The sequence below is a fragment of the Gordonia sp. L191 genome, from assembly GCF_030077625.1.
In the GTDB taxonomy this organism is placed as follows: Bacteria; Actinomycetota; Actinomycetes; order Mycobacteriales; family Mycobacteriaceae; genus Gordonia; species Gordonia polyisoprenivorans_A.
Genome location: NZ_CP125996.1, coordinates 3003135 through 3023545 on the forward strand (window position 1 = coordinate 3003135; position 20411 = coordinate 3023545).

15 protein-coding genes and 1 tRNA gene are annotated in these 20411 nt (G+C 67.1%); 9 read left to right on the plus strand and 7 right to left on the minus strand.

The window, feature by feature from the left end; translation table 11 throughout:
• Positions 1 to 176 precede the first annotated feature (176 nt).
• The gene (locus QNM97_RS13445) at positions 177 to 1580 is read left to right on the plus strand and encodes a cation:dicarboxylate symporter family transporter (protein ID WP_283818961.1); all 1404 of its coding nucleotides are present in this window, start codon (positions 177 to 179) and stop codon (positions 1578 to 1580) included.
• Between the two features lie 209 nt (positions 1581 to 1789).
• Here the strand turns inward: QNM97_RS13445 and QNM97_RS13450 are convergent, their stop codons facing one another.
• From QNM97_RS13450 to QNM97_RS13460, 3 genes are all read right to left on the minus strand, one after another.
• Positions 1790 to 2299 carry a DUF5130 domain-containing protein gene (locus tag QNM97_RS13450; RefSeq protein WP_283818962.1) on the minus strand — a complete coding sequence of 170 codons (510 nt, stop codon included), beginning with the start codon at positions 2297 to 2299 and terminating at the stop codon, positions 1790 to 1792.
• Positions 2286 to 2534: an aa3-type cytochrome oxidase subunit CtaJ gene (gene ctaJ, locus QNM97_RS13455; RefSeq protein ID WP_006371243.1), complete on the minus strand. Its 249-nt coding sequence runs from the start codon at positions 2532 to 2534 to the stop codon at positions 2286 to 2288. The genes QNM97_RS13450 and ctaJ overlap by 14 nt, the downstream gene beginning before the upstream one ends.
• Positions 2535 to 2852: 318 nt before the next feature.
• Positions 2853 to 3485 (minus strand): HNH endonuclease, encoded by a 633-nt coding sequence (locus tag QNM97_RS13460; protein ID WP_502875057.1) that lies wholly within the window; start codon positions 3483 to 3485, stop codon positions 2853 to 2855.
• 243 nt (positions 3486 to 3728) lie between these two features.
• Between QNM97_RS13460 and QNM97_RS13465 the strand changes: the two genes are divergently transcribed.
• Together QNM97_RS13465 and QNM97_RS13470 are read left to right on the plus strand one after the other, a co-directional pair.
• A complete protein-coding gene (locus QNM97_RS13465) occupies positions 3729 to 4145 on the plus strand; it encodes a globin (protein ID WP_208790838.1) in 417 nt (138 codons plus the stop codon).
• Positions 4146 to 4265: 120 nt separating this feature from the next.
• Positions 4266 to 6065: a glycoside hydrolase family 13 protein gene (locus QNM97_RS13470; protein ID WP_283823197.1), complete on the plus strand. Its 1800-nt coding sequence runs from the start codon at positions 4266 to 4268 to the stop codon at positions 6063 to 6065.
• Between the two features lie 27 nt (positions 6066 to 6092).
• On the opposite strand, the gene QNM97_RS13475 is transcribed toward QNM97_RS13470, so the two are convergent.
• From QNM97_RS13475 to ettA, 4 genes are all read right to left on the minus strand, one after another.
• Entirely contained in the window at positions 6093 to 6788 is a 696-nt protein-coding gene (locus QNM97_RS13475) for a DUF8010 domain-containing protein (protein ID WP_283818963.1), read from the minus strand.
• Positions 6778 to 7260 carry an acyl-CoA thioesterase gene (locus QNM97_RS13480; RefSeq protein ID WP_208790836.1) on the minus strand — a complete coding sequence of 161 codons (483 nt, stop codon included), beginning with the start codon at positions 7258 to 7260 and terminating at the stop codon, positions 6778 to 6780. The genes QNM97_RS13475 and QNM97_RS13480 overlap by 11 nt, the downstream gene beginning before the upstream one ends.
• Positions 7261 to 7321: 61 nt before the next feature.
• The gene (locus QNM97_RS13485; RefSeq protein WP_283818964.1) at positions 7322 to 12199 is read right to left on the minus strand and encodes an NAD-glutamate dehydrogenase; all 4878 of its coding nucleotides are present in this window, start codon (positions 12197 to 12199) and stop codon (positions 7322 to 7324) included.
• A gap of 86 nt (positions 12200 to 12285) precedes the next feature.
• Positions 12286 to 13959 carry an energy-dependent translational throttle protein EttA gene (gene ettA, locus QNM97_RS13490; RefSeq protein ID WP_283818965.1) on the minus strand — a complete coding sequence of 558 codons (1674 nt, stop codon included), beginning with the start codon at positions 13957 to 13959 and terminating at the stop codon, positions 12286 to 12288.
• Between the two features lie 199 nt (positions 13960 to 14158).
• Between ettA and QNM97_RS13495 the strand changes: the two genes are divergently transcribed.
• From QNM97_RS13495 to QNM97_RS13520, 6 genes are all read left to right on the plus strand, one after another.
• Complete coding sequence (locus QNM97_RS13495) at positions 14159 to 15100, plus strand: formylglycine-generating enzyme family protein (protein WP_283818966.1); 942 nt, start codon at positions 14159 to 14161, stop codon at positions 15098 to 15100.
• Between the two features lie 179 nt (positions 15101 to 15279).
• A tRNA-Arg gene (locus tag QNM97_RS13500) sits at positions 15280 to 15352 on the plus strand.
• A gap of 149 nt (positions 15353 to 15501) precedes the next feature.
• Positions 15502 to 15852, plus strand: a complete 351-nt coding sequence (locus tag QNM97_RS13505) for a VOC family protein (RefSeq protein WP_283818967.1) — start codon at positions 15502 to 15504, stop codon at positions 15850 to 15852.
• A 171-nt stretch (positions 15853 to 16023) separates the two neighbouring features.
• Positions 16024 to 16380: a hypothetical protein gene (locus QNM97_RS13510; protein WP_283818968.1), complete on the plus strand. Its 357-nt coding sequence runs from the start codon at positions 16024 to 16026 to the stop codon at positions 16378 to 16380.
• Positions 16380 to 18161 (plus strand): alpha/beta hydrolase, encoded by a 1782-nt coding sequence (locus QNM97_RS13515; RefSeq protein ID WP_283818969.1) that lies wholly within the window; start codon positions 16380 to 16382, stop codon positions 18159 to 18161. The genes QNM97_RS13510 and QNM97_RS13515 overlap by 1 nt, the downstream gene beginning before the upstream one ends.
• A 432-nt stretch (positions 18162 to 18593) precedes the next feature.
• Entirely contained in the window at positions 18594 to 20405 is a 1812-nt protein-coding gene (locus QNM97_RS13520; RefSeq protein ID WP_283818970.1) for an ABC transporter ATP-binding protein, read from the plus strand.
• Positions 20406 to 20411 lie beyond the last annotated feature (6 nt).

Sequence of the window (20411 nt, forward strand, 5' to 3'; positions counted from 1 at the left end):
CCGGCCCGACCTCCCACAGCGTGTCCATCCGGCGCACTCACACTGCCCGATCGGGGTGTTCCACGCCACTGAACGAAATGAACTCAATGGTGACCGGGGTCACCCCGAGACCGAAGAATTCTCGATCAGCACCTCCCATCGCCGTACGCGAGGGCGGGACGAGAAAGGACTCACTGATGAACATCAGGTCGAACGCGGCGGGCACCGCCGATTTCCCGGCCACCCCGCGCAAGAAGCGGGACCGCACCCATTGGCTCTACATCTCGGTGATCATCGCGGTGATCGCAGGCGTGGCCGTCGGACTGATCTGGCCGGAGGTGGGCAAGGACATCGGCGTGCTGGGCACCATGTTCGTCGCCCTCATCAAGATGATGATCGCGCCGGTGATCTTCTGCACCATCGTCCTGGGCATCGGATCGGTCCGTAAGGCCGCCACCGTCGGCAAGGTCGGCGGACTGGCCTTCGTCTACTTCCTGGTGATGTCGACCGTCGCCCTGGCGATCGGCCTGGTCGTGGGCAATCTCATCAAGCCCGGCACCGGCCTCAACATCTCGGCGGTGGCCGGTCAGGGCGCAGAGCTGGCGGAGAAGGCCCACGAATCGGGCGGGACCATGGAGTTCATCGAGGGCATCATCCCCACCTCGCTGCTGTCGTCGCTCACCGAGGGCAGCGTGCTGCAGGCACTGTTCGTGGCACTGCTCGTCGGCTTCGCCATCCAGGCCATGGGGCGCACGGGAGAACCCATCCTCAACGCCGTGGCCTACTTCCAGAAGCTGGTGTTCAAGGTCCTCACCATGATCCTGTGGGTCGCCCCGATCGGCGCGTTCGGTGCGATCGCCAACGTCGTCGGCCAGACCGGCTGGGCCGCGGTGGGCCAGCTGCTGGTGCTCATGGTCGCGTTCTATCTGACCTGCCTGGTGTTCGTGTTCGGTGTGCTGGGAGTGCTGCTCAAGACCTCGGCGGGGGTGTCGATCTTCAAGCTGGTCCGGTACCTGGCCCGCGAGTACATCCTGATCTTCGCGACCTCGTCGTCGGAGTCCGCGCTGCCCCGGCTGATCGCCAAGATGGAACACCTCGGTGTCGAGAAGACCACCGTCGGTGTCGTGGTGCCGACCGGCTATTCGTTCAATCTCGACGGCACCGCGATCTACCTGACCATGGCCTCACTGTTCATCGCCGACGCCATGGGCGATCCGCTGTCGATCCCGGAGCAGATCGGGCTCCTAGCGTTCATGATCATCGCCTCCAAGGGTGCCGCCGGTGTCAGCGGCGCCGGCCTGGCCACCCTCGCGGGCGGACTGCAGGCCCACCGCCCGGAGATGCTCGACGGCGTCGGCCTCATCGTCGGGATCGACCGCTTCATGTCGGAGGCGCGTGCGGTCACCAACTTCTCCGGTAATGCCGTGGCCACCCTGCTGGTCGGCTCGTGGACCGGAACCGTCGACAAGGCACGCGTCGAGGAGGTACTCGCCGGCCGAGACCCGTTCAACGAGCAGGACATGGTCGACGAGGAACCGATCGACCGGCCCGGCACACACGACGACACCATCGTCACCGAGAAGGAACTCGCCGCTCGCTGAACGACGGTGGCACCGACTCGGGTGCCACGAGACGCCGGCGCCGGTCACTCCCACCAGGAGTGACCGGCGCCGGTGTCGGCACGCAATGGTTCGTCGTGAAGGCCCTCCGGGTGCGCACCCCCTGCGCGGACACATCATCCACCGAAAACGCCGATGCGGGGCTCCTGGTGGGGAGCCCCGCATCGGCGAGAAGAGACGAGATCCGGCGATCAGGAAGGTGCGGCAGCGGTCGCGACGACGTGCAGCGCGGCAATCAGCCCGTCGATGAGCTGACCGGAGCGGAAGCTGCCGATCGCGGCGGTCACACCGAGCTGGGCGACCCGATCGTTGACCCGGTCGGCCACCCGTGCACCGGACACGACGACGACGTCGTGGGTGTTGGGTGACACGGCGATCAAAGCGCCGTTCGCAGGCTCGGGAGCCTGGGCGAGGGCAGCGCGCGCGTCGGCGACGGCGTCCTCACCGAGCTCGCCGATGTAGACCGAGAACCGCACGAGGGCCTTCTCGCTGGCGGCCTTGAGGGCGTCGTCGAGGTCGATCAGATCCCGCTGCGAGAACGGCGGGGTGCTCGGTGCCTGACCGGGAAACCGGGTCGCCGAGACGCGGCCGCTGTTGGTGATCACCGTTCCCATCGGGAGCGCGGTGGTCGGCGACAGCTTGACGTTGCCGCCCTGCGCGGCGCCGGGCGTGCCGGCCTGAGTCACTTCACCACTTGCCACTGGCCGAGCCTCCATCCACATCGGTCGGTCCCGCGTGGTGCGGCAGTGCCATCGGCTCGATCTCGGTGGCGCTGAACAGCAACGGCTGGCGCGTCCACTCCTGGTCGAGCGTGTACTCCTGCACCTTCGGGTATTTCAGGCCGGACGAGAACATCATCGAGACGACACAGAGCACGACCATCACGACGCAGATGACCGTGACCACGACTCCGATACCGACCATGGCGCTATCCATGACATCCTTTCGATCGGTGTTTCTCGAACGGCACGAAACCGCTCGCACCACCAGGTTGTGTGATCAATCTAGCCCACCGGCGCGCGTGCGTCCCAGTGGGGCCTACAACGTGTCGTAGACGTTTGGCGGACTCCGTCCGGGACGTTTGGCGGACTCCGTCCGGGACGTTTGGCGGACTCCGTCCGGGACGTTTGGCGGACCCCGTCCGGGACGTTTGGCGGACCCCGTCCGGGACGTTTGGCGGACTCCGTCCGGGACGTTTGGCGGACTCCGTCCGGGACGACACGCGGACCTCGACCACCGGAAACGACCGGCTTGTCAGGCAGCCCCGGCGTCGATGTATTGGACCCACGCCGGATCGATCTCCTTGATCGTGGCCAGCAATCGCCAGTGCCGTCCCTTGGGCGCGGTGAGCGGGGTGTGCAGGGTCCAGCCGAGCTCGCTGAGCAGGCGGTCGGCCTTGCGGTGGTTGCAACTCGCACAGCAGGCCACGCAGTTCTCCCAGCAGTGACCACCGCCACGGCTTCGGGGCAGCACATGGTCGATCGTGGTGGCCTTGGCCCCGCAGTAACCGCATCGGGAGCGGTCTCGATGCATCAACGCCGCCCTGGTCATCGGCGTGACCGCCCGATAGGGCACGCGCACGTAGGACCGCAGTCTGATCACCGACGGGATCGGGACCGTTCGTGCCGCGGAGTGCACGGCCATGCCCGGGGCCGCGGCGTGGACAACATCGGCACGTTCACGCAGGACGAGGATGATCGCGCGGCGCAGGGAGATCGCGGTGAGCGGCTCGTAGGTCGCGTTGAGCAGCAGCACCCGGCGTCGTCCCCACAGCCCGGCGCCCGGACGGGACTCGTCGGCGACATCCGGGTTCTCGACGGGTTCCTGGCCGCCCGACTCCGGGCTCTCGTGAGCGGGGCGCAGCGACCGGGGCTCGCCACGCAACATCGTCACATCACGAACCTGCCGTTGGCTTCTGCGTGTCATCCCGCCTCCCGTGCGCGCGCCGGACGCGTCAAGTGGAACACGCCGAGCGCTGTCGTGCACGACAAATCTCGGGTGTCGGCGCAGGTCACTTGTGTGAACAGCGGATGTCGGGCACCGAGCCCGCAGCGGGTACCCACGGCGTCCACCAATGGTGGCCACGCGTGAGGTTTGAGACCTCCGGCGCCGGTGGAGGACACTGGTGGGGTGAGTGCCTCCCAGCCCGTTCCCGCACCCGAGAGCCGATCGTTCTACGACGAGGTCGGCGGCGCAGACACCTTTGCTCGCCTGACCCACACCTTCTATACCGAGGTCGCCAAGGACGAGATACTCCGACCGCTCTATCCCGAAGAAGACCTCGGGCCGGCCGAACGCCGACTCCGCATGTTCCTCGAGCAGTACTGGGGTGGCCCGCGAACCTATTCCGAGGAACGCGGCCACCCGCGTCTGCGGATGCGGCACCACCCCTACAAGATCGGGCCCATCGAACGCGACGCCTGGCTGCGCTGCATGCACACCGCGATCGCGGAGATCGACTCGCAGACCCTCGACGACGAACATCGGCGTGCGCTCGTCGATTACATGGAAATGGCAGCACAATCGATGGTGAACTCGCCGTTCTGACCAATCGCCCCGACCGCGGCGCGCGTGGCGGCGACTCGCCGCGCGGACCTGCATGGGTGACCAGGTTTTCGGGTGAGGCACAATTGCGACGTGAGCGATGAGACATCGAGCGCTGTGCCCATGGGTTCGGAGGACACCGGCTCCGAGGAAGCGCTCACCGACGAGCAGGTCGTGAGCCCGAGCGACCCCGGAGCAGGTCCCGCCGACGTGGGCGAGGAAAAGCACGGGACGGCGGAGGACGAGGCGGCCGCCGGAGCGGACACCACCGGTGGACTCACCGACGAGCGAGTGGCAGGTTCGGTTGTGCCGCAACTCGACCCGTCCGACACCACGTGGTGGCGATCGGCGATCTTCTACCAGATCTACCCGCGATCCTTCTCCGACCTCGATGGAGACGGTGTCGGCGATCTCGCCGGGGTCATCGACAAACTCGGGTATCTCGAGCTCCTCGGGATCGATGCTCTCTGGCTGAGCCCGATCATGTGCTCCCCCATGGCCGATCACGGTTATGACGTGTCCGATCCCCGCGACATCGATCCCCTCTTCGGCGATCTCGAGGACTTCGACGAACTCGTCGCCGAGGCGCACGACCGCGGGATGCGCGTGACGATGGACCTCGTCCCCAATCACACCAGCGATCAGCACGAGTGGTTCCGGGCCGCACTCGCCGCCGAACCCGGCAGCCGCGAGCGCGCCCGCTACATCTTCCGCGACGGCCTCGGTGAGGGCGGCGACGAGCCACCCAACAACTGGCACAGCGTATTCGGCGGACCGGCATGGACGCGGGTCACCGAGTCCGACGGTTCGCCCGGCCAGTGGTATCTGCACATCTTCGCCGCCGAGCAGCCGGATCTGAACTGGGAGAACCCCGAGGTCTTCGAGGATCTCGAACGCTCCCTTCGGTTCTGGCTCGATCGTGGGGTCGACGGGTTCCGTATCGATGTCGCGCACGGCATGGCCAAGCCCGAGGATCTGCCGGACATGGACCTCGAATCGGTCGGGCTGCTGACCAACAGCGACGACGATCCGCGCTTCAACAACTATGCGGTGCACGACATCCACCGAAAGATCCGCAAGGTGCTCGACGAGTATCCGGGCGCGGCCAACGTCGGCGAGATCTGGGTGGAGGACAACGAACGCTTCGCCGAGTACCTGCGGCCGGACGAGCTGCATCTCGGTTTCAATTTCCGACTCGCCAAGGCCGCGTTCGATCCCGACGAGATCCGCGCCGCGATCGAGAACTCCATCGATGCGGTACATCGGGTCGCGGGGACGCCGACGTGGACCCTGTCCAATCATGATGTCGACCGGGAGGTCTCACGCTACGGTCGGCTCGATCAGCACGACCCACACTCCGAGGTCGACCTCGACGTCGGCCGGGCCCGGGCGCGCGCAATGGCGCTGGTCGAATTCGCCCTGCCCGGAACGGTCTTCATCTACAACGGTGCCGAGCTCGGACTCCCCAATGTGGATCTCCCGGACGAGGCGTTGCAGGATCCGGTGTGGGAGCGCTCGGATCACACCGAACGTGGGCGCGACGGCTGCCGGGTGCCCATCCCGTGGGAGGGGTCGCAGCCGCCCTATGGTTTCAGCACCTCGGCGAAGACGTGGTTGCCGATGCCCGACGACTGGGCGTCCCTCACCGTCGAGAAGCAGCTCGAGGACATCTCCTCGACCCTCTCGTTGTATCGGCAGGCCATCGAATTACGGGTCAGCCGAGGCGAATTCACCGGAGATACGGTGGAATGGTACGGCGCGCCCGACGATTGCCTGGCATTCCGCCGAGCCGGTGGCGGTCTGATCTGCGCCCTCAACGCCGGCCAGGAGCCGGTGCCACTCCCCCCGGGAGAGGTCTTGCTGCTCAGCGCACCGCTCGTCGACGGTCATCTCGCACCGAATTCCGCCGCCTGGCTGGTGTGAGTCCGCGTATCACCGGTCCATTGCGGGTTACAGCACCGTGACGCCGAGGTCGCGGTGCCGGCGCAGGTAGACCGCCCCGAATCTCGCGTCGATCCGAATCCAGGCCGCCGACATGCGGATTCGGATCGGCTCATCGGCATCGATGGCCTCGACATCGGAGTCCTCGGTGATCGCGCGCCCCTGCGCGTCGCGGACGAAACCCATTCCGGTGAGCGCGAACAGCGCACGCAGGGACACCGCGGCCCGTAGACCGCCGTCGGTCGAGGTCACCTCCAGTACGTCCTGATCGAGTACGCCGGTCGCCGGGCCGTGCGCGCTGCCCTCCTCGCGTGCGACGCGAGCACCGTCCCGGACGAGGCCCACCACCGTGCGCGCGGGCACGTCGTCGACGTGGCGAAAACCGGTGAGCAGCGGCAGTGCGCCTCGCCACGCCGAGTCGAAGGGCATGCCGGGGTCGATGGGGGTTCCGGGCGTCGCACCGGAAAGCGCTGCGCGCAAGGAGGTCACGTCGGCCACCAGGTCCTTGGGCGCCATCCGACCGAAGACCGCCCGGGTGACCAGGACGTCGAAACCGGTGTGTGACCACAGGCCGATCAGACCGTCGCCGCGCACCGCGAGGCGGACGACGGCGGCGTCGTCGAGCTTGTGGGCGCGGCCGAGGAAGGCCAGCGCGTCGGAGAGATCGTCGGCGCGCTGCAGCGTCAGATGTCGCTCAGCCTCCATGACGCGGCGCGGTCTGCTCGGTGGTGCTCGGCAACCGGAAGCTCTCCAGGTATGCGCGTTCGTCGGCGGTGAGGCGCCGCAGACGCTGCGCATCGACGTCGAATGCGACGAGTTGGGTGGAGGCGATGACGGCCGGTGCGTCGCCGGGCTGCGCACCGTCGGGGCGCACCTCGTAACCGACGAAGAAGTCCACCGCCCGTACCTTTTCCACGAACATGGTGACCACGATCGGACCCTCGTCGTGACGGATCTGCGCCGCGTACTTCACGTGCAGGTCGGCGACCAGACAGCCGCGCCGCAGATCGGCGGTGGGTCGACCGTCGTAGAACAGCCACGGGATTCGGGCCTCCTCCAGGAGGGTCACCATCCGTGCGTGGTTGATGTGTTGGTAGACGTCCATGTCGGACCACCGCACCGGGACGCGCACGACATAGCCGTTCTCGGTGGCGGTTCCCTCATCCTCGTAGAGCATGGCGTCTCCCTCCTCGAGTCTCATGAACGTTCCGACGGCGTTGCCGCTCACCGGGTCCCACTCATCGGATGACACTGCGGAGTTGTCGGGCGGCCACCGACAGGGTGGCGAGGTCGATGTTGCCGGCCGCCTCGATCTCGGCCAGCATCGAGCGCACCCGCGCCAGACGAGACGAGTGCGCGCTCTCCCACTCGCTGATCTTCTCCGCAGACAGCTCATCGGGCTCGCTGCCCTCGAGGATCTTCAGCGTCAGCGCTCGCAACGCGCCATGCATGTCGTCGCGCAAGGCCAAGCGCGCCAACGCATGCCATCGGTCGCCGTACTCGAGATTCGACACCGCGGTGAGTAATTCCTCGAGACCGAAGTGCTCCATCACCCCGAAGTACAGTTCGCCCACCTCGACCGGGTCGCGGTCGGCGATCTCGGCCGCGTCGATGATGTCGAGCAGGCAGAACCGATGAAGACTGATCGCCACGTCGTGCGCGAGGTCCGGTGCCACGCCGAGTGAGTGATACCGGCGCACCCGCTCGTCGATGTCGGCGGCGGAGGCCTCACCGAACCAGCTGTCGAGCAGCGCGGTCAGATCGGCGACCCGCTCCCGATAGCGGGTGATGTCGGAGGCCATCGGCAGCGGTTGCGGCCGGAACGCCAGGAACCATCGCGACGCCCGGAACAGCAGTCGCCGCGCGTAGAGCATCATCTCGTCGACCGCGTCGATCGAAGCCGACGCGGTCTGGATGCGGTCGAGCAGATCGGCCATCCCGAACACCTGCTCGGCCACCACGAATGCGCGTACCAGTTCCTCGGTGGTCGCACCGGTGGCCTCGCCGAGCCGGAACAGATGGGTGATGCCCGCGCGATCGACGACGTCGTTGACGAGCACAGTGGTCACGATCTCGCGCCGCAGGCGATGATCATGGATCTCGGCGGCGAATCGTTCCTGCAGCGGCACCGGGAAGTAGTGGGTGAGCCGATGATCGAACACGTCGTTGTCGGGGAGGTCTCCGGCGAGCAGATCGTCTTTGGCGACCAACTTCACGTGCGCCATCATCGTGGCGAGTTCTGGTGAGGTGAGACCGCGGTGGGTATCGGAGCCGGAGCGTTTGCGTAATGCGACCGGGCTGGGCAGCGCCTCGAGTTCCAGGTTCACCCCACGGGCGGCGAGGGCGGTCAGCAGTCGGACGTGCACGTCCACCCGGTCACGGGAGTAGGCACGACAGAAGCCGAGTTCGGAGTTCTGGGAGATGTTGTCGGCCAACACCAGTCGTGCGACCTCGTCGGTCATCGACTCGAGCAGCGGGTTGCGGTCGGACTGTGCCAAACCTCCCGAGGACACCGCGGCATCGAGCAGGATCTTGATGTTGACCTCGTGGTCGGAGCAGTCCACACCCGCCGAGTTGTCCATGGCGTCGGTGTTGACCCGTCCGCCCGCGAGGTCGAACTCGATGCGGCCGCGCTCGGTCACCCCGAGATTGCCGCCCTCGCCGATGACCTTGCAGCGCAACTCGTCTCCGGTGACGCGGATTGCGTCATTGGCCTTGTCGCCGACGTCGGCGTCGGATTCGGTCGAGGCCCGGATGTAGGTACCGATGCCTCCGTTCCACAACAGATCGACCGGCGCAAGCAGGACCGCCCGGATCAGCTCGGGCGGCGACAGGGTGGTCAGATCGTCGGAAAGTCCGAGGGCCGTGCGCATCTCGGGGCTGATCGGGATCGACTTGCGTTCGCGCGACCAGACGCCTCCGCCGGCGCTGATCAGTTGCTCGTCGTAGTCGGCCCACGAGGAGCGCGGCAGCGCGAACAACCTCGCCCGCTCGGCATACGAGGACGCGGTGTCGGGGGTGGGGTCGATGAAGATGTGGCGATGATCGAAGGCAGCGACGAGTCGGATGTGTTCGCTGAGCAACATGCCGTTGCCGAAGACGTCACCGCTCATGTCGCCGATTCCGACGACCGTGAAATCCTGTGTCTGGGTGTCGATTCCCATTTCCCGGAAGTGTCGCTTCACCGATTCCCAGGCACCGCGCGCGGTGATGCCCATGGCCTTGTGGTCGTAGCCGGCCGAGCCCCCGGACGCGAAGGCGTCACCGAGCCAGAAGCCGTACCGTCCCGCAACGTCGTTGGCGATGTCGGAGAACGCCGCGGTGCCCTTGTCGGCGGCGACGACCAGGTACGGATCATCACCGTCGCGCCGGACCACCGACCTGGCCGGGATCACCTCGCCGGTCGCCCGGTCGATGTTGTCGGTGACGTTGAGCAGACCGGAGATGAACATGCGATAGCAGTCGATTCCCTCCGCCCGCAATGTCTCTCGGTCGGCCGCGGCATCCCCGGTCGGGGCCGGGGGCCGGGTCAGGACGAAGCCACCCTTGGCCCCGACCGGCACGATCACCGCGTTCTTGACCGCCTGCGCCTTGACGAGTCCGAGGATCTCGGTGCGGAAGTCCTCACGTCGATCCGACCACCGCAGCCCGCCTCGGGCGACGGCGCCGAATCGCAGATGCACCCCCTCCACGCGTGGCGAATACACGAAGATCTCGTGCAGCGGCCGGGGTTCCGGGGTCTGCGGAATGTCGCGCGGACGCAGCTTGAACGACATCACCGGCCGGTGCTCGTCGCCGCTGTCGGTCGTGTCGCTGTCGGTCGTTTTGCTGTCGGTCGTTTTGCTGTCGGTCGTTTTGCTGTCGGTCGTGTCGCCGGAGTTTCCCGGCGCGCCGAGCACATAGAAATTGGTCCGATCGGTGGCGGCGATGACCGCGAGGAACGCCGACACGATGCGGTCGGCGTCCAGACTCAGCACGGCCCCCACATCCGCACGTAATTGTTCGAGGACGTCAGCACGACGGTCCGCGTCGGCGACCGCCGGGTCGAACGACGCCTCGAACAAGGCGACCAGCCCACGGGTGACCTCACGATAGCGGCCCAGCGTGGACGCGACATGGCTTGTGCTGTAGGAGAATCCGCATTGCTTGAGATAGCGGCCATAGGCACGGAGCATTGCCGCCGCCCGCCAGTCCAGTCCACACCGGATGATCAGCTCGTTGTAGGCATCGATTTGTGCGTGTTGTCGCCAGATCTGGGCGAATGCCTCGGTGAACCGTTCGGGCAGATCGTCGGCGTGATCGACGTCGACATCCATCCCGGCGGTCAACACCACGGCGAATTCGTAGACGTGGCACTCCTTGTCACCGATGCCGCGCAGCGCATACGGGTGTTCGTCGATGACGTCGAGGCCGAGACTGTGCAGCACGGGCAGTACGTCGGTCAGCGTGGCCGACTCGTCGCACAGGTACAGGGTGAAATCCCAATGATCCCGGTCGGTTCGGCTCTGCGCACCCGAGTGCTTGCCGAAGGTGACGGCCAGGTGACCGGGCTCGAGTGCGGCCACATGGGCGAGGTCGCCGACGGCGTCTGCGGGAGCGCGCTGGTCCTTGTAGTCGGCCGGTAGCGTATTGATCAGGCGCAGCATGGCATCGGCGCCACCGGGCGGCAGTGCCCGCTCCGAGGCGGTGGTGATCAGTTCTCGTACCCGCTCGTCCCAGCTCCGGATCGCCTCGGACAGGGTGGTCTGCATCCGGCGCTGCACATCGGTGCCGATGTCGACCGAACCCCACGAGCGAGCGGCGTCGGGGTCCACCCGCACCATCACCTGCAGCAGTGCCAGGGGGCGCTCACTGACCCGCGCCGAGTATTCGAGGTCGCTGCCACCGAGCATGTCGGTGACGGCCGCGCCCAGAGCTGTCCGTGACGGGGTGTTGTACCGGTCGCGCGGAAGGTAGATGAGTGCGGTGGCGGCTCCGCCTGCGGGGTGCACGCGGAGGAACACCCGCAGGGATCGCGTTGCGACGGCGTCGAGCATCTCGTCGATCCGCCGGTGCAGTTCCGCGGTCGTGTCCTGGAACATCTCGACCAGTGGGTAGTTCTGGAGGAGTTCGACCATTGTGCGCCCGGCAAAGGAATCCTCGTCGACGCCTGCGAGGGCAACCACGTCGTGCACCTTGCCGCGCAGAACCGGGACATCGAGCACCGTCTGATGCAGGCCCGACGAGGTGAAGACGCCGAGGAAGCGATGCTCGCCGACATGTGCGCCCGCCGTGTCGAATGCCGGCACCGCGATGAGGATCGGGAATTTCGAGCGCTGGATTCCGGTGTCGAGGAACACCCGTGACACGCGCGGTGTCAGGGGCGCGGTTTCGATCCTCGGGAAGTCCAGGTCGACGGGCTCTGCGCGGTTGAGACCGAGTCGGTCGGTCACCGCACCGGAGGCGTCGAGTCGGGTGTAGCCGAGTGGCACGAAGTGGTTGCCGGCGAACCATTCGAGCAACCGTGCGTACTCGCGTTGGTCGTCGGTGGACACACCCGACTCGTTGTCGAGGTGCGCACCGGCACACTCCGCGGAACATCCGGTCAAACGCTCCCGCATCGCGGTGGCGTCACCGTCGATCACCGCAACCACGTCGATCCCGCGCTGGATGTCGGCCCGCAGCTGTGTGTCGTCGACCGACTCCCGACTCGACAGCGCCGACACCGAGATCCAGGATTCGGCCAGTCCTGCGTGTGGGCCGCAGATATCGGTGAGGGCGCCCGCCTCGTCACGGGTGACCTCCATGATCGGGTGGTCGATGCGGGTGACCGTCATGCCCCGCCCCTCGAGCGTGGCGAGTACCGACTCCACCAGCAGCGGCATGTCGTCGGTCACCACCACCACATCGGTGCCGCCCGCGCCGTCGGTGGTGACCTCGACCACGGCCTCACCGGATCGCCGGATCGCGGCGGTCTCCATGTGCGCGCGGATGCGGTCGAGGACGGCCGGGTCGAGAGTGGCCGGATCGATGCGCGACCGATCGGTCCCCGCCGCATCTGCGGCGACCCCCACCGAGGTCGCCAGATAGCTGGGAATGACTTGCGGCAGAAGCGAAGTCACATCCGACAACGACAATCACCCTCTCGTGCGCGGCGCAGGGGTGACGGAGGCGCCGCCGTTGGCTCCATGGCGAGCCTAGCGCCTGCGGCGGCCCCCGGCGATCAGTCGCGCGTGAGCTTGCGATGCGTGACCCGGTGCGGGCGCGCCGCGTCGGCGCCGAGGCGATCGACCTTGTTGGCCTCATAGGCCTCGAAGTTGCCCTCGAACCAGAACCAGGTGCCCTCTTCGACGTTGCCCTCCCACGCGAGGATGTGGGTGCAGGTGCGGTCGAGGAACCAGCGGTCGTGGCTGATGACCACCGCGCACCCCGGGAACTGCTCGAGCGCGTTTTCCAGAGACGAGAGGGTCTCGACGTCGAGGTCGTTGGTCGGTTCGTCCAGCAGGATCAGGTTGCCGCCCTCTTTGAGGGTCAACGCCAGGTTGAGGCGGTTGCGCTCGCCACCGGAGAGGACCTCCGACCGCTTCTGCTGATCGGGGCCCTTGAAACCGAACGCCGACACGTAGGCACGCGAGGGCATCTCGTTCTGCCCGACCTCGATGTAGTCCAGACCGTCGGAGACGACCTCCCACACCGACTTCTTGGGGTCGATGTTCGCGCGATTCTGATCGACGTAGCTGAGCTTGACCGTCTCGCCGACCTTGACGGAGCCCGAATCCGGCTTCTCCAACCCGACGATCGTCTTGAACAGGGTCGTCTTACCGACACCGTTCGGACCGATCACGCCGACGATGCCGTTGCGGGGCAATGTGAACGACAGGTCCTTGATCAGCACCCGCCCGTCGAAGCCCTTGTCCAGATGCGAGACCTCCACGACGACGTCACCCAGCCGCGGCGGGGTGGGGATCTGGATCTCCTCGAAATCGAGCTTGCGCGTCTTCTCCGCCTCGGCCGCCATCTCCTCGTAGCGCGCCAGACGTGCCTTGTTCTTGGTCTGGCGGGCCTTGGCACCCGAGCGGACCCAGGCCAGCTCCTCCTTGAGGCGCTTCTGCAGCTTCTGGTCCTTCTTGCCCTGGACCTCCAGACGCTCGGCCTTCTTCTCCAGATAGGTGGAGTAGTTGCCCTGGTACGGGATCAGCTTGCCGCGATCGACCTCACAGATCCACTCCGCCACGTGATCGAGGAAGTAGCGGTCGTGGGTGACGGCCAGCACCGCACCCGGGTAGCTCGCCAGGAACTGCTCGAGCCACAGCACGCTCTCGGCGTCGAGGTGGTTGGTCGGCTCGTCGAGCAGCAGCAGATCGGGCTTGCTCAGCAGCAGTTTGCACAGTGCGACGCGACGCCGCTCACCGCCGGAGAGGTGGGTGACCGGCGAGTCCCCGGGCGGGCAGCGCAGGGCGTCCATCGCCTGCTCGAGCTGGGAATCGAGATCCCAGGCGTCGCCGTTATCGAGGTCCTCCTGAAGCTTGCCCATCTCCTCCATGAGCTCGTCGGAGTAGTCGGTCGCGAGCAGCTCGGCGATCTCGTTGTAGCGGTCGAGCTTGACCTTGATCTCGCCCATCCCCTCCTCGACGTTCTGCTTGACCGTCTTCTCCTCGTTGAGGGGAGGCTCCTGCTGCAGGATGCCGACGGTCGCATCGGGGTCGAGGAAGGCCTCGCCGTTCGACGGCTGGTCGATGCCGGCCATGATCTTGAGGATCGACGACTTACCCGCGCCGTTCGGACCGACGACGCCGATCTTGGCGCCCGGGAAGAACGACATCGTGACGTCATCGAGGATGACCTTGTCGCCGTGCGCCTTGCGCACCTTCTTCATGGTGTAAATGAACTCTGCCACGCGTGAGCCTCTCTACCAGTGGTTTTCGGGTCGTGGGGCCGACGAACTACTCGCGGTCTCATCTGCGGCGGGCGATCCCCGGGCGCGGAGAGAGCCGGGCCCTGACACAACGGTGCACCAGTCTAATCGCACTGGCCGGTCTGCCGTGTCGGCGCGTGCGAGGCAGGCGCGCCCGAGCCACCGGTGGCACCATCGATGAGTGCACGGCGACACCTCAGATACCGGCCGGCGCGCCCTTCGCGCCGGGTTGGCATCCGGACTGACCGACCTCGTCGCCATCCCCACGGCCGACTTCGAGATGGGCTCGGACCGCTTCTACGCCGAGGAGCGACCCGCCCACCCCCGCCACGTGGAGTCTTTTTCCATCGAGGTTCACCCGGTGACCAACGCACAGTTCTCGGCGTTCATCGCCGACACCGGCTACCGGACCGTCGCCGAGCGGCCACTCGACCCGGCCGACTTTCCCGGCGCCGACCCCGCAGAGCTCGTTCCGGGCGCAGTGGTGTTCACCCCGACCGACGGCCCCGTGGACCTCACCGACTGGCGCACATGGTGGCGCTACGTGCCCGGTGCGTCGTGGCGCCATCCCCTCGGCCCCGACTCCGGGGTCGACGACCGGCTCGATCACCCGGTCACCCAAATCGCCTATGCCGACGCCGACGCGTACGCCCGGTGGGCCGGGCGCCGCCTGCCCACCGAGGCCGAATGGGAATGCGCGGCCCGGGGCGGGCTCAACGGCCACGACTACGCGTGGGGCGACGAGCTCCACCCGGACGGCGCGGTCGTGGCCAACACGTGGATCGGGCGATTCCCCCACCGCAACGAGGGCTGGGGCGGGACCAGTCCGGTCGGGTATTACCCGCCCAACCCGTTCGGCCTGTTCGACATGATCGGCAACGTGTGGGAACGCACCTCCGAGGTGTTCACACCCCGCCACGTCCCGCCCGACATGTCGACGGTCGCCGCCGGCGGACGGCAGAACCTGTTGGCGCCCAGCACTTCTCCCACTCTCCTGCGTGTCACCAAGGGTGGCTCACACCTGTGTTCACCCCAGTACTGTCGTCGATACCGACCTGCCGCGCGCTCACCGCAATCCGACGACTCCGCCACCTCACACCTCGGCTTCCGCTGCGTCGCCTGACCCGGTCGCCGACCGGCGGGGCGGAGTTGTCCACAGTGACGCTCTGGCGTCCGCCACAGAGCCTGATGGTCGGGCATGCTGATCGGGCAAGGACGGCGACCGCCGAGGGGACGGTCGCCGTCCTCACGTCCGACCAGGATATACTTCCCAGGCCTTTCAGCCGCCCACGGCCGAGGCACGCCTCCGTAGCTCAGGGGATAGAGCAGCTGCCTTCTAATCAGCTGGTCGCAGGTTCGAATCCTGCCGGGGGCACTGTGACATCCTTGCCGGCCTCCGGCCGGTGTGCGCCTGCTGTGTTTGAAAGAGATCCACGGAGGCGCACTGTGACATCGTTGCCGGCCTCCGGCCGGTGTGCGCCCGCGGGAGCGGAACAGCGTCGGTCCCGTCCGCGTTGCCCTGAGATGACCGATGCCCCCTCCAACATCGTTGCCGCCCTTGCCCGTGTCCACGTCGACGATCTTGACGTAGCGCTGCCGTTGTACCGCGAACTCACCGGCGACAACCCACACACTTTCGGATTTCGAGATATCCGCCTCGCCACGGTCGGCGCGTTCCTGCTGATCGAGGGCGGCGATGAGCAGGTGCGCTCACGGACCGCGACCGTCATCGTCCGCGACATCGCGGTGGTGGAGCGCACCGTCGCCGACCTCGGAGGCACTGTCCTCGAAGGGCCCGCACCCGCACCCAACGGTCCACGGTTGATCGCCAGACATCCCGATGGAGCTGTTGTCGAGTACATCCAGTACGACTGACGCACACTGCGCACCAGGTCCATCCGACGCAAGGACCTTCGACGGCCACCGGCGCACCGCCCCGTCACCGTGTGCACAACCACCGTGAAGCATGGAACCGATCGGCCCCCTCGCCGCGTCCAATGCATCAGGTCGACCGACTCGACCGAACCACGACGCCGGAGGGGACCCATGACACCGTTCTCACATCTGCTGACGATGCTGCCCGACACCATCGAGCGCGTCTTAGCTGACGACGACGACTCACTGTTCGGCATAGACCCGGACGAGCTCGCCGGAATCTGCGCCAGTTGGCGAGAACGCGCCCGATTCATCGCCGACATTCCGTTCGACGGGTTGCATGTCGACGGACCACCGACCCGGGTCACCACAGCCCTGCGCTCACTGGCCGAACCCAGCCGCGCGGCCGCCGACTCGATCGCCGATCGCCTGCTGGCGATGAGCGTTGCGCTGCAGCAATTCAGCGCCGATGCGCAGGCGAGTGACGCCGCGGCCGGACGCGCCTTCGACCTGTTGCCGCAACGCTGATGCGCCTATCCATCTCCGCTGCCCGCGCCTGGCCGGTGGCCGACATCTCTGCGGCCGCAGACGCAGCCACCACTGCCGCGGGTGTTCTCGAGCAGGGACTCGACGTCGCGCTCGGCAGCGCACTTCGGCCAAGCGAGTGGCACGGCAAGACACATGACGCGGCCCTCGCCCGCCTGCACCAGGAACACGATCACGCCTACGAGGTGCGAAATGTGTTGCAGCAGATCGCCGATGAAGCCGCCGATGCCCGCACAGACCTCGAGCAGGCACGCCGTGACCTACTCGCCGCCGTCGACGAGGCGCGGCGGCTCGGCTTCACCGTCACCGACGAGGGCACGGTCACGCATTCGCTGGCGACGAGATCAGCGGACGCCGCGGCGTTCCAGGCCTGGATCCAGCAGGGCCTTCAGGTTCTCGACGAGGTCGACGAACTCTACGGCACCAGACTCGACGATCTGCGCGCCGACCTCGCCTCGATGATCCTGGGCCAGCCGGACGTGACAGTGCCAGGTCTGGGCACCATGGACCCGGATGCGATGGTTCGGACCCTGAACTCGCTCGACGTCGACCAGCGGCGCACTCTGCTCGCCCAGACCGACGCCGACGATCTGCGGCGGCTCATCCAGGCCGACCCCGAGACCATGGGAAACCTGAACGGCATTCCCTTCGAGATGCGCGGTGTCGCCAACGAGATCAGCATCCGCAACGCGCTGGCCGGCGAGATCCGCACGCACGGCGTCGACACCGACCGCGCACGAATGCTGCAGTCCTTTCTCGAGCAGCGCAAGGCGCCGTACTCGTCGAGCCAGGGCGACGCACCCAACGCCCCACTGACGGCACACACCGAGCGCGTGTTCGTCTCCTTCACCGACGGTGACAACCCGCGGCTGGTCGAGATGGTCGGCGCGCTCACACCCACCACCCGCAACGCCACCGTCTACGTACCCGGTACCGGCACCAACGCGCGCGGCTACGGCGGTGGCAACTGGACAGCGGCCTACAACCTGGCGGAGCAGACGTGTGGTCCGGTGTTCATCTACCTCGACGGCGACTTTCCGCAAAACGTGGTCAACCCACCGCGGTTGCCGATCTCGACCAATCCCCTCGACCAGGTCAAGGCCTTGGCATCGGTCATCGACGACTCCGCCGTCGATCCGCAGTTCGCACTCGAGATGGCGCCGCGGCTGGTCGATTTCGGCCACGCCCTCGACGCCGAGATCGCCACGATCGCGCCGTCGGCAACGACGACCTACCTCGGGCACTCCTACGGCGGGACCATCGTGGGAACCGCCGATCAGCTCGGATTGCGCGCCGACAACATCATTCACGCATCGTCGGCCGGAACCGGCGTACTGGGGCCGGCTGCGACCAGTCCAGGTGTGCACCGGTACACCATCACCGCACCCTTCGACCCCATCATGATGTCGCGCCTCATACCCGACAACACCCTCGGCGACAGCCCCGACCTGGCGGGCTACCAACCATTGCCCACCGGACGAGATGGCAACGGGGAGTGGCTGTTCGGACTGTCGGCGCACGGGTCGTACTTCAACGACCCCGAGTCGGACGCCTTCGCGGCGATGGTCGGGGTGATCACCGGGACACACCACACCAGCACTGAGACGCTCGCGGAGATCCTCGACAGGATCCGTGACGCGTCACAACCCACGATCGGCCCGGTGCCGCCGCTGCCCGGCAATGGCGGGCACGCGGGGCCGCCGGGCACACCTCCCTCGCTCCCCACTCCTCTGATCCCCGATGTACCGCTGCGCATGTGGTGACTCGGGCCGGTCTGCGACGTACCCTCTTCCTCGGCGAAACACACAGCTGCTGTACAGGTTTCACTGACAGCGGGCTCTCAGCGACGAGGCAGCGCGGACGCAGCAACGGCTCCTAGTTTCATTTCTGTCGGCATCGACGCCGGCCATGACCGAAGGAGAACAACTCATGCCAGGACAGCCCCGTCAGTCCGGTCCGCAGCGCCGTTTCGAGCCCCAGCCGCGCCGCCGCCGCGTTCGCATCTGGGACTGGCGGACCTTCCGGTGGATCTGGGTGTGGCAGTGACCCGCACCGCCTGACCACTCCCGATCGGAAACCCGGCGCGAACCGCTTACTCGCGCCGGGTTCCGACGCGTCGACGCGCATGAATCGTCGACGCGCGCCCGAACGCACTTCTTCCACGACACACTCGACGACCAGGTTGCGGAGTCCCGATGAACACCCTCACTGCCATTCGACGATTCCTGCCCGCCATGCGCGGCCAGGGCACGCGATTCGCGTTCGCCGGCAGTCTCCTCGGGGTCGCCGCACTCTGCGAGATCGTCTCGGTCTTCGTCCTCGCCGACGTCATCGACGGCGCCCTCGATTCGCACAGCGTGTGGGACTTCGCCCGTCTTGCCGGTCTGTGGCTGGGTTTGACCGCGGTGTCCACGGCCGGCGACTACTTCGGCCAGGTCGTCGCGGTGAGCGTCTCCGAGCAGGTGGTCCTGCGGCTGCGGGACCGACTCTTCGCCCACGTCCAGCGGCTCCACCCGGTGCTGCATCGTCGACTCGGTCTCGGCAACCTCGTCAGTCGCCACTCCGGCGACCTCGAGGCCGTCGAATATCTCGTCGGGTCCGGGGTGATGCAGATCATCATCGCGATCTTCAACACCGTCGGCCTGGTGATCGCCGCGTTCCTCATGAGCTGGCAGGTTGCACTGGTCGCACTGGCCGCCGTCCCGATGCTGTGGGGTGTGTCCTCGATCTTCGCCCGCCGCCAGATGGCGGTCACCCGCGACGAGCGGGGCGCCAACAGCGACATCTCCGACGCCGTCGAAACCGCGCTGGCCGGCCACGAGACCGCCGTCGCCTACAACCAGCAGGCGCGCGAACACCAAGCCCTGCACGCCCACGGACTGGCTTGGCGCGCAGCACGTCTCGCCCAGACTCGGGTCGAGGCCGGGTTCGGCGCGGTGATGGGCTTCGGCCAGGTGGTGGTCACCCTGGCCATCGCCGTCGCCGGCGTGTGGCAGGTTCGCCAAGGCCATCTCAGCGTCGGCCAGTTGCTCGCCCTCACCGGCTACCTCGGTCTGCTCTATCCGAAGATGCAACAGATCGCCGATGCCCGGCTCGCGATCGCCTCGGCCGTGGTCAGTGCCGAACGCGTCGCGGAGATCCTCGACCTCGAACCCGCCGAGCACGACGCACCCGACGCGCGGGACAGTTCCCCCACACCGGGCGCCGCACTGCCCGTGTCGTTGCGCTCGGTCTCGCTGCAGCGCGGTGAGACCACCGTCCTCGACGAGGTGTCGCTCGATCTGCGGCCGGGCCGGATCGTGGCACTCATCGGCCCGAGCGGGGTGGGCAAAACCAGTCTCGCTTCACTGCTGTGCCGCTTCGAGCACCCCGACTCCGGAACGATCCGCCTCGGCGGCGACGACTACGACACGCTGACCGGCGCTCACATCCGTGGCCTGGTGACCTTGCTCCCCCAAACCCCGATCATCAAGGGCGCCAGCGTCGCCGACAACATCGCCTACGGCGCACCGAACGCCGACCGGACACAGATCGTGCGAGCGGCCGTCGCCGCCGACGCCGACGCCTTCATCCGCGATCTCCCCGACGGCTACGACACCCGGCTCGACGACGGCGGACTCACGCTGTCCGGAGGTCAACGCCAGCGCATCGCGATGGCACGAGCGATGGTCCGCGACACCCCGGTGCTCATCCTCGACGAGCCGACGTCGGGGCTCGACGACGCCAGCGTGTCGCGAATCCTGAAGCCGCTACGGCGTATTGCGCAGGGCCGCACCACGTTGCTGATCACCCACGACCGCCGGGTCACCGCGATCGCCGACCGAGTCGTCGAACTCCGCGACGGTCACCTGCGCGATCGTTCCCCCTGGATCGCCCCCGAGGACACGATCGACGACTCGGCCGCGAGCGCGGAACGGACGGAGAACCTGGCGATCGCGCCGATCCTCGATTCACTCGCCGAGGGCACCCGTCTCTACGTGCCCACACTCGGCGGGCGCCGACACTGACCTGCC

What these genes read in the sequence shown, in the direction of transcription:
- QNM97_RS13480 (WP_208790836.1), bottom strand. Translation starts at nt 7,260, where the DNA reads ATGCTCTACGAGGATGAGGGAACCGCCACCGAGAACGGCTATGTCGTG.
- QNM97_RS13460 (WP_502875057.1), bottom strand. Translation starts at nt 3,485, where the DNA reads ATGTTGCGTGGCGAGCCCCGGTCGCTGCGCCCCGCTCACGAGAGCCCG.
- QNM97_RS13510 (WP_283818968.1), top strand. Translation starts at nt 16,024, where the DNA reads ATGACACCGTTCTCACATCTGCTGACGATGCTGCCCGACACCATCGAG.
- QNM97_RS13515 (WP_283818969.1), top strand. Translation starts at nt 16,380, where the DNA reads ATGCGCCTATCCATCTCCGCTGCCCGCGCCTGGCCGGTGGCCGACATC.
- ctaJ (WP_006371243.1), bottom strand. Translation starts at nt 2,534, where the DNA reads ATGGATAGCGCCATGGTCGGTATCGGAGTCGTGGTCACGGTCATCTGC.
- QNM97_RS13445 (WP_283818961.1), top strand. Translation starts at nt 177, where the DNA reads ATGAACATCAGGTCGAACGCGGCGGGCACCGCCGATTTCCCGGCCACC.
- QNM97_RS13520 (WP_283818970.1), top strand. Translation starts at nt 18,594, where the DNA reads ATGAACACCCTCACTGCCATTCGACGATTCCTGCCCGCCATGCGCGGC.
- QNM97_RS13505 (WP_283818967.1), top strand. Translation starts at nt 15,502, where the DNA reads ATGACCGATGCCCCCTCCAACATCGTTGCCGCCCTTGCCCGTGTCCAC.
- QNM97_RS13475 (WP_283818963.1), bottom strand. Translation starts at nt 6,788, where the DNA reads ATGGAGGCTGAGCGACATCTGACGCTGCAGCGCGCCGACGATCTCTCC.
- QNM97_RS13470 (WP_283823197.1), top strand. Translation starts at nt 4,266, where the DNA reads ATGGGTTCGGAGGACACCGGCTCCGAGGAAGCGCTCACCGACGAGCAG.